Genomic DNA, 16,635 nt, shown 5'->3' on the forward strand with positions numbered 1-16,635 from the left:
TCGCACCATTCGCGAAAGTGCTCTTACAAAAAAACCGGCGAAAGCCGGTTTTTTCTTTTTGCTCTAGTCCGAGGGCTATTGCATTGGTGCGCAAGTCTCTGACCACACACCGGTGTCGTATTCATAACAACCACTTTGTGAGCGAGTTAAATCAGTTGTTTGACCACCACTGCCACCTGCAGCCGCATCATTGAAAATAAGGTTGGTTTGGCGAACACCTTCAGGCATTTGGTAAAAAAACCAGTCATTGCCTAAAGACTGCATCAATTCACCAGGCCAGCTAGCGTCGGTAATACCCTGCGCTTGCCAATAGTAGAGATGCACGCCGTCAGTCCAATTTGCAGGCTTTTTAAAGTAAAAAGATAGCCCTGGTAACACACAACTATCGCTCCATTCGCCAGTCGCCTGAACATAACAACCGTCACCTTCGCGATATAGATCAACGGTTTGGTTGCCGCTATTGTCATTGAAAATGACATTCGCTGCATCTACACCGTTAGGCAATTGGTAGCTATACCAGTTATCACCGATAGCAGCCATTGGGTTACCAGGCCAGCCAACAGAGCTATTTACTGGCGAGGTATTCCAATAATAGATATATGCATCACCCCACGCATCTGGCTTTTGAAAATACACCGTCATTCCAGGTTGGTTTTCTTCGCCAGCAACAGGGTTACAAGGGAACTCTCCTTGTGCACCATTCTGCGCTTTTACAAATACCGCAGTCGTTAACGCAGGAATGGTAAACGTATCACCACTTAGCGTTGCCGATTTAACCGTTTCATCAGAACCATTTTGCTGTGTTACATGTAATGTAGAGCCAGCTACACCAGCAAGCGTAAAGTCTTGCGCTTGGTCATCTGCATTAAATAAAACAGTGATGCCATCCACTGATGCATCTATATCGCTTCCTGCGCATAGGCCATCGCTTAACGTCATAACAATCAGACCACTCTGTTGACTAGTGCCTGTATTATGGAAACCAACGCGTGTATGTACATCACTTTCAGCATCTAAACGAAACAGTGGTGATGAGTAGCGTATTTGCAACTGCTCTTTGAAACCATTGTGCGCTTTAGCAATAAGCGCTGGCGACACCACAATATTGCCATTGTTGATAATCGTTTCCATGGTATCAAAACGTGCTTCGTTGTCTTGTGCAGGCGGTAGACCACGTGCCCAGTTATTGTCTTGTTGACTAAAGTCAACACGGTTAAACCAGTCACCCGAGTTATATGAATTTCTATCTAACGACTTACTGCGCAGCAAGTCAGTACCCATCTGATAGAAAGGTATACCTTGTCCTAGGTTAACAATGGCATTACTCAACAAATGCACACGTACACGATCGTCAGCAGACATTGACGCAGGTAACTTAGCTTGTGTGTTGTCCCATAGCGATTCATTGTCATGTTTGTCCACGTAGTTAACAGATTCTTGTGGATCTAAGGTGTAACCAACACCCTGGAAGTCAATACCCGTTGTAACTGCGCCTTGATGGTCTTCAAAGCTATAAGTTTGAAGGTTACCAGCCATACCGATACGAATACGATCAGCTTGACTGCCAGCACTACCATTAACACCTGCACCATTGTCAAACGTGTCATTGCCACTTACCCAGCCTTGTGCAGCACCGCTGTCGGTAAAGTTTCCGCCACGCACACCATCACGCAGGCGATCATTAAAGGTACCTATATCTGTGCCAGCCATGTTGAACTGAGTAGCTTGTTCAAAGCGCTGATTACCTGACACTTCACCGAAGTCCCAGCCTTCACCATAAAGGTAAATATTAGCACCATCGACTTGGTCCACACCCAAGGTTAACTTAGCTAACGCTTGTTGCGCTCTCACCATGGCAGATTTTGGAATATGCCCCATTAAGTCAAATCGGAAGGAATCAACTTTGAACGCTTTTGCCCACAACACCAATGAATCAACCATCAGTTTTTCCATCATCAGGTGCTCTGTCGCCGTATTGTCACAACAGGTACTGTTCTCAACAGCACCACTGATTGGGTTTAAGCGGTGATAATAACCGGGTACCATTTTATCCAGCACAGAGTTATCCCAAAGGCCAGATGCTGAAGTATGGTTGTAGACCACATCCATGACAAAATTAAGACCGATATCATCCAGCGCTTTTACCATTTCTCTAAATTCAAGAATACGGATTTCACCATCGGCACTTGACGCGTAGCTACCTTCTACGGCATTAAAATGCAGCGGATCATAACCCCAGTTAAAACCGTCAAAGTTACTCATAGCAGCAACAATTTCTTGAATATCTCGATCTGCAGGGTTTTGATTCGCGAGCTCTGTCAGCACTTCCGACACAGTCAAACCAGTAGCAGAAGCACAGCGAGATTGCACCGCATCCACTGTCGAGCGTGCACAAAGCGCGTCAAAGCTACTATCTAAGTCTATGCGGCCATCAGCATCTTCATTGACGGTCGCAATATCAAAGATAGGCAGTAGGTGGAAGTGGCTTAGCCCCGCATCAGCCAATGATTTCAAATGCGACATACCCGTTGAAAGCGCTGCGCCATTTTCACCATTGTAGGTAAACGCCTTATATTTACCACGATCTGCGGCCGGTATAGAGGTATCAAATTGACTGAAATCTCTGACATGTCCTTCATATAAAGTAATGTCTTTCGGCGCAGGTAAAGTTTTCGCCAAGCTATCCCAGCCAGCAGGCATTAACGTCGAGTCGTTATAAATATCAATAAACTGACTGTAGCTACTGTTTTCAGCTAAGCTAACCGAGTATGGGTCTGTTACCAAATAGCTTTCTATGGCGTTCGATACGGGGTGATAGGCTGTCACATCAAAGCGGTAATACTGTTTGTCCCAGCTGGCATCTCCCGTAAACGTATATACACCGTTACTTACCGATGACGCTGCTACACGCTCTAACTCGTTGCCCGCTTGGTCGTATACCACAAGCATTATGCTTTGCACCGTTGGTGCCCAAACACTCACGCTTGGCACACCTGCTTGATACTCAGGACCTAGAGCAGCATTAGTCGCAAACAAACTGTCGATAACGCGAGGCGTTTGCACAAATGAGGCTTCTAACAAATTGTCGTTGCTGTCGTAAGCCGCAACCACAAGCTGAGCTTTTAATAATTCTGCCGCTTGCGAGGCATCAGCCAACGTAAACTGTGTAAAGTTTGATAGATGCGGATTCTCACTACCTAATGATTCGGACAACTGCCCTGATATGGTCATGGCAATATCACCATCACTCCCGACCAAAACACCATTTTCAGTGGTAATTGCCGCAGATTGCGAGTAGTGCAATTTGAATACATTTGCTCTGTTGTCAGTCGTCTGCCATGCCAACGTATCTGCACGCAACCAGTGCCCAGAACGATTCAGTATTTCAACATCTCGCTCTTCCGGTAACACACAGGAATTACGCCAGAAATTACCAAACTCGCCGTAGCAACCACCTGCTTCTTGATACAGGTCAGCGGTTTGATTGCCATTGCCGTCATTAAAGATCAAATTAGACTGCTGCACACCTGCAGGGAAAGTAAAGCTATACCACCCATTACCAAGCGATGTCATCGCTAGACCCGGCCACCCAGGTGCACCAGGATTATCCCAATAGTAAATATTGAGACTATCGCTCCATGAATCTGGTTTTTTGAAATAAACTGTCATGCCTGGCTCAGGTATGTCACAGCTATCACTCCAACCTTCACCTTCTACATAACAGCCATCTCCTTCGCGATACAGATCAGAGGTTTGCGGCGCACCTGCATTATTGAAAATAATGTTGCTTGCTTGCACGCCGTCTGGCAACTGGTATCTGAACCAGTCGTCACCCAAAGCTGTCATCGCCTCTCCAGGCCAACCAACATTAGCTGTAGTATTCGGCGACGTATTCCAGAAATAAGCATACGCATTTTGCCACTCGCTCGGCTTCTTAAAGTAGGCGGTATATCCTGGGGTAGCGCAGCTGTCACTCCAAGTCGCAGATTCAATATCAAAACAACCATCACCTTCTCTGTAGAGGTCAGCCGTTTGATTACCAGTAAGGTCGTTAATTATAAGGTTTGCAGCAGTCACACCGTCTGGGAATTGGAAGCTAAACCAGTCATTACCCAAGGCATCCATCTCGATACCTGGCCATTCAGGCGAGCCTTCAACATTCCAGTAATAGATGTTAGGTACATTCCAAGATAACGGACGGCGCACATACACTGTCATGCCAGGGTCCAGCACATCGATGACACAACTGTCTTGCCATGCGTCAGAAACAAAACAGCCGTCAGCATCACGGAAGAGATCTGTCGTCTGCATGCCATTATTGTCATGGAAAAGCATATTGGCTTGTGTGGTGTTTAAACCAAACTGATAACTGTACCAGTTGTTGCCCTCATCCGTCATGGCGACACCTGGCCAATCTGAAGCAGCTACTTCACCGTTTGCATTCCAAAAATGAACGTTAATATCATTTGCCCACGCATCTGGCTTCTTAAAGTAAACCTTGATACCCGCTACTGGCGGCTCACAATCAACCAACCATTCACCGTCAGCGTAACAGCCATCTGCAGAAAGGTTCAGATCAACAGTTTGGTTACCGCTGCCATCATTGAAAATAAGATTTGCCATGGAAACATTGTCTGGGAATTGGAATTTGTACCAACCACCTGCAACTGGCTCCATTGCTATTCCAGGCCATTCAACACTAGGAGCAGGGTCTGCATTCCAGTAGTAAATATTGGCGTTTTCACCCCATTCGTCAGGCTTTTTAAAGTAGGCAGTTATGCCAGGTTCAGGCACGTCACAGGCGTCTTGCCAAGTATCACTTTCTATTAGGTAACATCCATCGCCTTCGCGATAAAGGTCAGACGTTTGTTTGCCTGCGCCGTCGTTGAAGATGATATTCGCACTTTTAACCCCATCGTCAAATTGGAATTGGTACCAATCGCCATTGATTTGTTCCATCGTGACACCTGGCCATTCTGGAGATCCTTGAGGGTTTGCATTCCACCAATAAATATTGACGTCTGCCCATTCTTCCGGCTTTTGGAAGACGACTTTCATACCCGGAAGGACACCTTTCTCAACCGTTAATTGCGTGGTGTTACTGGTCGATTGATAGTTATCTACCGAGGCTTTGAACGTCAGCTGCGAACCATCAGCCAGCTCGCTGACATCAAAAAACACCTTATAATCACCAGTATCAGGATCATTAGTAAAATCTGTACCTAACGACTCAAACTCTCCGCCATCAACACTCACGGAAAAATGTACACGATGAAGCGGAAACGCCCGTTGGTCGTACCCTGACAGCGATGCCTTTACTTCTACTAAGCCAGAAACAAGCTCCTGTTCAGCCAAGCTAGTAATAGCAATTTCAGGCACATTTTCTGGCCAAGGAATTTTTGGAATTGAAGACAGCACAACAACATCTAACGCAGGAACATCAATCGTCATTTGTTGGTCAAGTGCGCGACGGCTAGCACCAAAAGGCCAAACTTGCGCATATTTGTTTGTCATTGCTTCAACACTTATTGTCTGAGGCTGAGTACTCGTGTTGAACAGTACAATAACTTCACGTTGCTTTTCTGCGTCAAAACGTGACACAGCAAAAATTCCAGGCCTAGACTCACTGTGGCGGACAAACTGATGTCCATGATTTAATGCTGGGAAAATCCGCTTTAATAACGCTAAACGACGCAAATGCCTAGCGATAGGATGACGATAATTAAAGTTATCGTCAGCCGTTGTATCGTCCGTACCTATCAAGTCGTTATCATTGTAGACATCTACTAGCGACGGGAACATATCTTCACGCGCGTCACTGTCACCGCCGTCGCCGGTAAAGCCTTGCTCATCACCGTAATACACAACTGGCACACCACGAAGGAAATACATCATGGTTTCAGCAAGCATGGCTCGTTTTAGTTGATCATCCGGAGTAATACCCGGCATTTGTTGAATAAAGTGACCTATACGACCAACATCATGGTTACTCACAAAGTTCATGAGTTGGTTGGCATGACTATTACCACTGGTGTAATAATCATCTTGAGAGAATAACCAAGCTAGTCGGTCTGTGCCCTGCGTGTCAGCAACGACATCTTTAATAGCATAGTACAATCCAAAATCGAGGACTGATGGGAATTTACCAACACGTGTAAAATGGCTTAAGTTTTTTGGTAAACCATCAAACATTTCACCAAAAATAAAGAAATCATTAACGCCTTGCGCTTTTGCGTGCGCTTTGATCTCGGGTATCCATTGCTGCCATAGTGCAATGTCGACATGTTTAATGGTATCTACACGAAAACCGTCAATCTTATAATCAGTGATCCACTGCTTAAAAATGTCCGTCATACCCGACACTACATCAGGATTTGTCGTATCTAAATCGTCTAAACCAAAGAAATCGCCATACACGCTAGATTCACCACTAAACGTGCTATCACCCTGATTATTGTAATACTGCGTGTCATTTAACCATGCAGGCCATTTCTCATTTTCTAAACCAGCAGGAATAAATGGCGTGTAGGGAGAGTTTTGCTTATCAGCAAGTGGCAAATAAGCGCAGTTTGACAAACCGTCTTTGAGCGAACCATCAGGGTTGTGGCATTCTTCATACTTGATGACATCGCCCGTGTGGTTGACTACGACATCAAGGAATACCTTAATCCCTAAGCGATGTGCGCGAGAGACGAATGCGGCAAATTCCTGATTGGTCCCCCAGTGTGGGTCGATACGACTATAATCAGTCGCCCAATAGCCATGGTAGCCAGCGCTTTCACCCTGTACCCACATATTTTTGAAAGGTGGTGTTATCCAAATTGCCGTAATACCGGTTAGTTTCAGATAACTTAATTTGTTGGTTAACCCTTTTAGGTCACCACCATGGAAATACTTTGGATGCGTTTTATCTAATCCATTGAGTGATGGTTCGCCAGCGACACCGCCATCGTCGTTGTTCGGATCACCATTTGCAAAGCGGTCAGGAAGCACAAAATATATTACTTCATCTTCAATATCCGCTCGCACCATGGTGCTTACAAACAAGCATAGGCACGCCAGCCAATACACTGCCAAACGCGTGAACAAAAAGTTCATACGCTCTCCCCCGTTTATTTTTGTTATGTCTTTAATGTTGTTTTTCATGCTGCTTTTTTATTCGATTTTTACAGCATCAACAGAGTATAAAGTGAAAAAGAAGGGAAAATTCGTGCCCTAACAGACGACTTTTTAACACTTAATTAACATACAAATAGCGTTAGCCCTTTACTCGTCTATATTTTCAGCAAAATGACATTGTCTAGATTGACCTTATGAATACGTTTGCAACGTTTAATGAATACGTTTGCATAACATCCAACAACAAGGTTAAATGTCGATTTTCGTTAAAGGCATGCTCATGATTAAAGACTCAGACCAACAATACGGACTAATAAGCAAGCTATTTCACTGGCTAAGCGCCTTGTGTATTGTCGGCTTGTTCGCTGCAGGCTGGTGGATGGTGGAGCTTGATTATTACAGTGAATGGTATCGCACGGCACCGCATTGGCATAAAAGTATCGGAATTTTGTTGTTGATAGCTACGATAGCTAGGATAGGCTGGAAATTGCTGACCCCGTCACCGAAAGCACTGGCAGAGCACTCTGCAGCAACAGTAAAAATCTCAAAACTTGGGCACAGCGTAATGTACCTACTCATGGTCATCATCATGCTCAGCGGTTATTTAATATCTACGGCCGATGGGCGAGGGATTGAAGTGTTTACATGGTTTGAAGTGCCAAGCTTGGGAGAACTTTTCGAAAACCAAGAAGACATTGCCGGCACCATACACGAGTACCTGGCATATGGCCTTATAGGTCTTGCTGTTTTACATGCACTTGCCGCGTTAAAACACCACTTTGTCGATAAGGATAAGACTTTATCGCGCATGATGTGATTAGATAGTTACAAAGCTTTTACAAACGATAAGGACAACACACGATGAAGAAGTTGATAGCAACGGCGATACTTTCTGCTGGTTTAGCGATGCCGTCATTAGCGGCAGATTATGTTATCGATACAAAAGGCGCTCATGCGTCCATTAACTTTAAAGTGAAACATCTCGGCTATAGCTGGCTAACTGGTCGCTTTAATACGTTTTCAGGCAACTTTAGCTATGACAGTGCGAATGTTACTGCGAGTAAAATTTCGGTAAACATTGATACAGCAAGCGTTGACTCTAACCATGCTGAACGCGACAAGCATTTGCGCAATGATGACTTTTTAGATGTTGGTAAGTTCTCAACGGCAACGTTTGAGAGCAACAAGATTGAAGACTTGGGTAACGACAAGCTAAAAATTTCAGGTGTGCTAACCCTTCAAGGTATTAAAAAAGATATCGTCATTGACGCCGTCAAAATAGGCGAAGGTAAAGATCCATGGGGCGGATACCGTGCTGGCTTCTCAGGTACAACAAAAATTGCCATGAAAGACTTTGGCTACAAAATGGATTTTGGTGACATAGTGTTCGATCTGCACATTGAAGGTATTCGCAAGTAATTGAATAATTTTGAAATATTCACCGCTGTTTAACCGCTTGGTTACAGACAACAAAAAGCCCGCTAAATGCGGGCTTTTTTTATAATTCGAAATCACCGAAATCAAGGTCATCACTGGTCGATAACGTTGTACGCTCTGGCGGATCAAATAACGAAGGCTGCGGCTTCTGCTCTGCTTTCACTTCTTCCTTAGTCTTTTTTACACCTTCTTTGCGCTTTTTGCGTTGTACGCAACGTTTTACCACTTTTTGCTTATCATCACTAGACAGCGTGATCCATTGTTGGCGCTCGTCGCGAGTACGAAAACAGCCTTTACAATAGCCTTTGTCATCTGACTGACAAACCCCAATACATGGACTGGGGACGTCAAAAAATTCTAACTGCGTTGTCGTCATAGTGTAGTCATTAAAGCGAAAACCAAAACCTGCCTTTTAGTGTTGATGCAAGATACCTAGCAACTCATTAAGTATAGCCTGCCTCGAATCGCCTATTGTAGCATTCGAGGCACTAATGCTTATGCTAACTTATCTGTCGCAATATGGTAATCAGGATCTTCAATAACGTTCACTTCTACTAAGTCACCTGCTTTTTTCAGCAATAACTTACATTCTGGGCTTAAGTGAACAAGATGCATGGTTTTACCTTTTGCAATGTAACGTTCAGCTAGCGTATCAATCGCTTCAATAGCAGAGTGGTCAGCTACGCGTGAGTTCTTGAACTCAACAATGACATCATCAGTATCATCTTCTACGTTAAACTGCTCTAAGAAGCTTTGAACGGAACCGAAGAAAAGTGGACCGTGAACTTCGTAAACCGTTGAACCAGCAATATTTTTCGAGCGAATAACATTCACATGTTTAGCGTGTTCCCAAGCAAACACTAGAGCAGAAACAATCACCCCAACAATAACAGCTACTGCTAAGTCAGTGGCAACTGTTACGCCTGATACCAAGACAATAACAAATGCATCCGCCTTAGGTACTTTGTTCATGATTCGGAAACTTGACCACTCAAACGTGCCAATAACGACGATGAACATTACACCTACAAGCGCCGCTAGTGGGATTTGCTCAATTAGACTAGAAGCGAACAAGATAATCGCTAACAAACCCAGTGCCGCTGTAATACCAGAAGCTCGGCCACGACCGCCCGAGTTTACGTTGATCATCGACTGACCAATCATTGCACAGCCGCCCATCGCACCAAAGAAACCATTAACTGTGTTAGATGCACCTTGTGCAATACACTCTTTGTTACCGCGACCACGAGTACCGGTTAATTCATCAATAAGTGTTAACGTTAATAGTGACTCAATCAAACCAATAGCTGCTAGAACTAACGCAAATGGGAAAATGATACGTAACGTTTCAAAGGTAAATGGTACTTCTGGAATCGCAAAGGTTGGCAAACCACCGGCAATAGTTGCTGCAGGGTCATTTGTCATATCACGCACATAATCAACCACAGTGCGAGCATCTAAATCCATACTTTGTGCGAGCAACGTCACAACAATAATTGCCACTAACGACGATGGAACCGCGCGTGTTAGTTTCGGTAAGAAATGAATAATACCCATGGTCAAGGCAATCAAACCAAGCATAGTCATTAGCTGGTTGCCTTGCATCCAAACGAAGATACCTTCTTCGTTCGCAACTTTAAATTGACCAAGCTGCGCAAGGAAAATAACAATCGCGAGACCGTTTACAAAGCCCAGCATAACGGGGTGCGGTACAAGTCTAATGAATTTACCGAGTTTGAAAATACCAGCGAGTATTTGTAAAACACCACAGAGCACGACCGTAGCAAAGAGGTATTGAACACCATGCAAAGCAACAAGGCTCACCATAACGACGGCCATTGCACCCGTTGCACCAGAAATCATACCCGGGCGACCACCAAATACAGAGGTAATTAAACCCACCATAAAGGCAGCATAAAGACCTACCAAAGGCTCTACCCCAGCAACAAAAGCAAAGGCAACCGCTTCGGGTACCAGAGCTAGTGCGACGGTTAAGCCTGATAACACATCGTTCTTAAGGCTTGTTACCTTACTCGCGTGTAACTCAAACATTCTTATCTCGCGTTAGTTAGAAATTATAGAAACTTAGGCGCTAGGGTTAAGCCTAGACATAAATCATGTAATGCACCAAGCCAGTGGTCAGCGTGTTACTGCTTTCTCGGGCATTTTAAAGGTCGGGGATGGTATAGAGTTGTATGAAAAATGTCAATATAACAGCAAGATAGTAACTACTTACTCTTCAATCTATCTTACTGTTATTTAATGGTTTTTAAGATACTTGAGCGATTATTGATTTTCGCGTTCTAACAAAAATGCTTTGATTTCGTCACGAGAGCCAAGAATATGCTGTTTTAACATATCAACGGCACCATCTACATCACGCGATTTACAAAATGTGAGAATGCTATTGTGCTCATTTTCCGCTTTAGAAATACCACCCGCCCACAGCAAGTGCATGCGAATATAACGATCAGCATTCTTATTCAAGGTATCGACTAAGTCTTGAGTTTGAGGACGATTTGCCGCTGAATATAAGCAATTGTGGTAATCAGAATTGAGCTCACTCCATGTGTTCGCAGAGTTTTCTTTACCAAGTGCATCATCTAGTTTTTCCAACAATGCCGTTGCTTCGCCTAACTTTTCATCCGTTAAATGAGGAATAGACGCAGCCAGTAGCTCCGCTTCCAACATGGCACGTAATTCAAATAGCTCGTCAACTTGCTCAACATTAAGTTCCGTCGCCGTTGCGCCTTTATGCGGCTCAAAAGCCACTAGGCCTTCCGCTTCTAATTGCAATAACGCTTCGCGCACGGGAATACGACTCACGTTTAATTCTTCAGCCAATGCCGCCTGTCTTAGCGGTTGGCCTGCCTTGATCTCGCCCGACAAAATCTTTTCGCGGATGGTCTCAACAACAAGTTGAGTTCGAGTTTTATATACAATCGCCATATCAAAGTTCCTGGATTTAGCGAAAGTTATTATAGAGATTGAACAGCGAATGCAAAGCCCTAATTAGAAAAAGGGCAATAATTTGAACAATTAAGGCCCTTTTCCCGCAATTTATTAACAATTCGTTAATTAATCACGTAATAATTCAGGTAGCAATGCTTGTGGGAAGTTTTGATAACAAATAGGGCGACGGTAGCGATCAATAGCACGCGTGCCGACAGACGTTGTTCGTACATCTGTTGCTGCAGGGAATGGCCCACCATGATTCATAGAGTCACACACCTCAACTCCCGTCGGCATTTGGTTATATATAACCCGCCCTACTCGGTGCACAAGTGGCTTCGCTATCTGTGAAGTTAACGCTAAATCTTCGTCCGTACCATGAATAGAGGCCGTCAAGTTACCACGCATGATAGCGATGTACTGCTCTAATTGCGCTATATCTTGGCATTTCACGATTAACGCGCAAGCACCAAACACCTCTTCTTGAAGCGAAGGATTCGCTTGATAGGTTGAGAAGTCTGTAGCAAAGACAGCAGCACAGCACTGATTTATATCGCCACTTTGACCATGAGCAACCAACTCAACACCGTCTAGTTTTTGCCAATCAGTGACAGCAGCTTGGTATGTTTCTGCAATACCAGCTGATAACATCACACCTGCCGTTTGTTGTTCAATAGTTTTGGCGACCTGTGATTCAAAACGTGCGTAGTGATCGTCTTCTATCAACAACCACACACCGGGGCTGGTACAAAATTGACCTACACCCATCATTAACGAATTCACTAGGCCCTCTGCGATACCTTCAGCGCCTGATGCTATTTTATTCGGCAGCAAAAATTGTGGGTTTGTACTGCCTAACTCACCATAAAATGGAATTGGCTCAAGGCGTTCATTGATTTGACGTTGCAAAATCATGCCGACACGCTCAGAGCCGGTAAAACCAACCGCTTTTACAAACGGGTGCTTCACGATTTGACTGGCTATGTCGTAGTTTTCGCCTTGAATCAAGGAGAACACACCAGCATCCAAACCACACTTTTGTACTGCTTTTTGAATAGCTTGGGCAACCAACTCAGAGGTTTGAGGGTGCGCTGTGTGTGCTTTCATCACCACAGGGCAACCAGCTGCTAGTGCTGATGCCGTATCACCGCCAGCCGTTGAGAATGCCAGAGGAAAATTACTCGCACCAAATACCGCTACGACCCCCAAAGGAAGGTAGCCCAAACGTGTATCAGGCTTTGGCAGCGGCTCACGCAGGGGATCAGCATGGTCTACCGCAGCCTGATACTCGCCGGATAACAACAGGTTTGCAAATAAGTTAAGTTGGCCAACCGTTCTGCCACGTTCACCAATAATGCGCTGAGCAGGTAAGCCCGTCTCGCTAGTTGCAGCAGTCACTAAGTCATCACCCAACGCAACAATTTCTTCACCAATCGTTTGCAAGAAAGTCGCCCTTTTTTCCGCAGACAAGCTGCTATAGCTCATAAACGCTTGATGGGCAGCCGAGATAGCCTTTTCAACTTCTTGTTCGGAAGCGTTAGCAAAGGTATGCGGCGAAGGCTTATTGTCCGCTACATAAGTTGACCTAAAACCGTTTGAGGTGTCACCTAGCCACTGCCCTGCAATTAAACTTTTTCCAGAAATATTCATGTCAGTTATCTCTATTTAACAGTGAAACCAAACGCATAAGGATCATCATCATCAATAGTGATGCAGTTCTTTCCAAACACATGCGCCCAGCCTTCAATACTTGGCTTGATAGCCGTTACCAAGCCTTTGTCCGTTTGTATTTCTTCGGTACTTTCAACACAACCAACGAACTGGCTGCCAATATAGCTTTCATGGACGAATCTCTCGCCTACTTGCAGTTCTCCTTTGGCAAAAAGCTGTGCCATTCTCGCACTTGTACCAGTGCCACAAGGAGAACGGTCAATTGCTTTGTCACCATAGAAAACGGCATTTGCTGCACTGGAATCGGCGTTTTTAGGTGTACCCGTCCACAGCAAATGGCTCACGCCTTTCACGGTTGGGTCTTGCGGATGAACACATTCCACCGCGTTACTTACCGCTTCCCTCACTATGGGCGACCAGCGCAAAATATCATCCGCTGACCAATGTTCAATGCCAGGGAAATTCGCCTGCGGCTCAACAATCACGTAATAGTTACCACCGTAGCTAACATCAACAGTAAGTGGGCCAAGACCATCAATATCAACAGTAATATCGCGATGTGCCAAATAGGCTGACACATTGAATATCTTCACGCTTTTGACCTTATCGCCCTGCTGTTCAAATTGCACGGTGATTTGTCCGGCCGGTACATCAAGCACTAACTTGCCCGCCTGTTTAGGCCGCAGTAAACCAGCTTCCAGCGCGGCGGTTACCGTACCTATAGTGCCATGTCCACACATAGGCAAGCAGCCAGAGGTTTCAATAAATAGAATGGATGCGTCAGCATTGTCACTGCATGGTGGGTACAAAAATGACCCCGACATCATGTCATGCCCGCGTGGCTCAAACATTAAGCCACGTCGAATCCAGTCGTATTCTTGTAGAAAGTGCTGACGCTTCTCACTCATGGTATTACCCAATAAGTTTGGATGGCCACTTGTCACCAAGCGCACTGGGTTGCCACAGGTGTGTGCGTCAATACAAAAGAAAGTACCTTTGATCATAAAATTAATCTAAGTTGAATTTGCTTAGGTCAATGCGTGTTGCTATGGCTTCATTATAGAGCGCTTCAACACGAGCACGCTCTTCACCACTTAGTGGTAAACGAGGCGGGCGTGTTAATTCTGAACCACGACCTGCAAGTTGTTCACAGAACTTAATACATTGCACCAACGTTGGAATAGTGTCTAGACGCAACAAAGGTAAGAACCAACGCCAAATTTCACATGCTTCTTCGTAGCGCCCTTGTTGTGCAAGCTTGTAAATCGCTACAGACTCTTGAGGAAACACGTTCGTTAAACCAGAGATCCAGCCCGTACAACCCAGCATTAAGCTTTCTAATGCAATGTCGTCTACACCGCCAAAAACAACATAGCGATCGCCAAAGGCAGCGAATAACTCAGAAATACGGCGTGTATCTTCGGTTGCTTCTTTGACGGACACAATATTCGGCTCTTTCGCTAACGTGCGCATACCTTCGATAGACACATCAACACCATAGGTTACTGGGTTGTTGTAAATCATAATAGGTAAGCCACAGTTACGTGCGACTTGTTGATAGTGGTAAATCGCTTCAGCTTCGGTAGAACGGTACACCATTCCCGGTAACACCATGAGTCCGTCGATGCCAATAGCTTCACACGCCTTTGAATAATCCACAGCGAATTGTGTTGTAGTTTCAGCAACACCTGAAATCACAGGAACCCGACCCGCCACTTCTTCTTTTACCGCTTTTAATACCGCTAGCTTTTCTTCGCGTGTATGTGAGCAGTTTTCGCCTACCGTCCCCATTGCAATAATACCGTGTACACCTTCAACAATAAGTTGGTTAACCATTGCTCTGGTGGCTTCAAAGTTGATAGATAAATCTTCGTGGTACTGTGTAGTAATTGCAGGGTAAACACCTTGCCAGTTAATTGAATTCATATTGTTCACGCTTGCTAAGTAATAATTGTGTTTTGATTGTAAGTTAACGTATATTGTATACAATTATTTGTGGCGTACAAGAGTTATACAGCAACTAAACATAAAGTACATGTCTGGTGTGTTACTAACGCATTGTTAAATAATAGTTTATTCTTTAAATAAAATTATTATTGGTACGCAAACCTAAACAAGCGCAATGAGATACCATCATGGAACTGACCGCTTTTAGTTGCCAAATACAAAGAGAATGAAAAGAAAATGTCGAATATGCATACTGCGCAACGTAATAAAGTAGCCGTTATTGGCGCAGGTATTATTGGAGTTAACTGTGCTGTTGCTATTGCCAAGCGAGGATATGAAGTTACCTTGTTTGATGGGCAAGGCATTGGACAGCAATGCTCTTTTGGCAATGCAGGGCACTTTGCCACTGAACAGGTTTTTCCTTTAGCAAGCGCGAGCATGTTGCCACAACTCCCCAAATTTCTATTAGACAAAAAAAGCCCACTCAGCATTGTTGGCAAAGATTTACCTACTACCGCCCCCTGGTTAACGCGCTTTTTGTTCAATATGCTGCCAAGTAAGTATCGCCATGCAACAGAAGCGCTAAAGCAATTGAACGCTTCTGCAATTGCGTGTTATCAGGAGCTTCTCCAAGAAGCACAAGCTGAAGAGTTAATGACGTTAAATGGCAGCTTGCTCGTGTTTGAACAAACCCCAATTGGCGAAATTGAAACTTTGCAAAGACAGTTTAGTGAGCAAGGGGTAAAAGTTAAGCTACTCACTAAAAGGCAAGCGCTCGCGCTTGAGGCAGACCTGCATGACGGCATTCGATATGCGCTCCACTTTACTGACGTTAGCCACACCATAAACCCACAAAAGCTTTGTCATGTATTAGCTGAGTACGCACAATCACTTGGCGCTATCGTTATAGAGCGAGATGTTATTGCTATTACAGCAGAGCCAGATAAGGTTTCAATAAAAACGAGTGAGCAAACACACGCCTTTGATAGCCTCGTTATTGCTACGGGTGCGTATTCAAAACCATTAGCTAAACAGTTAGGTTATCGTCTGCCAATGCAAGCAGAACGGGGATATCACTTCCAACTCGCTGCACACGCCACACTGTCACGACCAATTGCCTCAGCAGAACGCAAGTTTATTATGACCCCCATGTCGGCTGGTTTGCGTCTTGCGGGTACAGTGGAATACGCCAAACTGGAAACACCACCCAATTACCAACGAGCAAGCATGCTTGAAGATCACGCGAAGCATATACTTAAATCGCTCCCAGAGCCGATCGACGGTGAACAAAAAAATTGGATGGGGGCTCGCCCTTCGCTACCCGACTCCTTGCCAGTTATTTGCCAAGGACATAAACATCAAAATGTATATTTTGCCGCAGGCCATCACCACTTAGGGTTGACCCAAGGGGCGATAACCGGAAAATTAATTGCGCAACTTATTGCAGGTGAAAGAACGGATATTGATATCAGCGCCTTTAATATAAAGCGCTTTAATTAAAGTGGCCTT

Annotated in this window: 10 protein-coding genes; 3 read left to right on the forward strand and 7 right to left on the reverse strand. The window is 44.7% G+C overall.

The genetic code is table 11. The features are described 5' to 3' along the window. Positions 1-75: 75 nt before the first annotated feature. Positions 76-7,098, reverse strand: a complete 7,023-nt coding sequence (gene pulA, locus ACFSJY_RS00740; RefSeq protein ID WP_386030099.1) for a pullulanase-type alpha-1,6-glucosidase — start codon at positions 7,096-7,098, stop codon at positions 76-78. A 301-nt stretch (positions 7,099-7,399) separates the two neighbouring features. On the opposite strand from pulA, the gene ACFSJY_RS00745 reads away from it, so the two are divergent. Continuing rightward, entirely contained in the window at positions 7,400-7,936 is a 537-nt protein-coding gene (locus tag ACFSJY_RS00745; RefSeq protein ID WP_386030101.1) for a cytochrome b, read from the forward strand. Positions 7,937-7,980: 44 nt separating this feature from the next. Beyond that, positions 7,981-8,538, forward strand: a complete 558-nt coding sequence (locus ACFSJY_RS00750) for a YceI family protein (RefSeq protein ID WP_386030103.1) — start codon at positions 7,981-7,983, stop codon at positions 8,536-8,538. A 79-nt stretch (positions 8,539-8,617) separates the two neighbouring features. Here the strand turns inward: ACFSJY_RS00750 and ACFSJY_RS00755 are convergent, their stop codons facing one another. The 6 genes from ACFSJY_RS00755 to ACFSJY_RS00780 all read right to left on the reverse strand — a co-directional run bounded on the left by ACFSJY_RS00755 (position 8,618) and on the right by ACFSJY_RS00780 (position 15,105). After that, entirely contained in the window at positions 8,618-8,932 is a 315-nt protein-coding gene (locus ACFSJY_RS00755) for a DUF1289 domain-containing protein (protein WP_386030105.1), read from the reverse strand. A 119-nt stretch (positions 8,933-9,051) separates the two neighbouring features. Next, positions 9,052-10,608, reverse strand: coding sequence for a SulP family inorganic anion transporter (locus tag ACFSJY_RS00760; protein ID WP_386030107.1), 1,557 nt, complete (start codon positions 10,606-10,608; stop codon positions 9,052-9,054). Positions 10,609-10,842: 234 nt separating this feature from the next. Beyond that, on the reverse strand, positions 10,843-11,505 hold the full coding sequence (locus tag ACFSJY_RS00765; RefSeq protein WP_386030109.1) for a GntR family transcriptional regulator: 663 nt from the start codon (positions 11,503-11,505) through the stop codon (positions 10,843-10,845). Between the two features lie 129 nt (positions 11,506-11,634). Continuing rightward, the gene (locus ACFSJY_RS00770) at positions 11,635-13,158 is read right to left on the reverse strand and encodes an aldehyde dehydrogenase (NADP(+)) (RefSeq protein ID WP_386030111.1); all 1,524 of its coding nucleotides are present in this window, start codon (positions 13,156-13,158) and stop codon (positions 11,635-11,637) included. 11 nt (positions 13,159-13,169) lie between these two features. Further along, positions 13,170-14,183: a 4-hydroxyproline epimerase gene (locus tag ACFSJY_RS00775; RefSeq protein WP_386030113.1), complete on the reverse strand. Its 1,014-nt coding sequence runs from the start codon at positions 14,181-14,183 to the stop codon at positions 13,170-13,172. A 4-nt stretch (positions 14,184-14,187) separates the two neighbouring features. Continuing rightward, entirely contained in the window at positions 14,188-15,105 is a 918-nt protein-coding gene (locus ACFSJY_RS00780) for a dihydrodipicolinate synthase family protein (protein WP_386030115.1), read from the reverse strand. 258 nt (positions 15,106-15,363) lie between these two features. Here ACFSJY_RS00780 and ACFSJY_RS00785 point away from each other — a divergent pair, with 258 nt between their 5' ends. Continuing rightward, a complete protein-coding gene (locus ACFSJY_RS00785; RefSeq protein ID WP_386030117.1) occupies positions 15,364-16,626 on the forward strand; it encodes an NAD(P)/FAD-dependent oxidoreductase in 1,263 nt (420 codons plus the stop codon). Positions 16,627-16,635 lie beyond the last annotated feature (9 nt).

Source organism: Thalassotalea euphylliae (assembly GCF_042682785.1).
GTDB classification, from domain to species: Bacteria; Pseudomonadota; Gammaproteobacteria; order Enterobacterales; family Alteromonadaceae; genus Thalassotalea_F; species Thalassotalea_F euphylliae.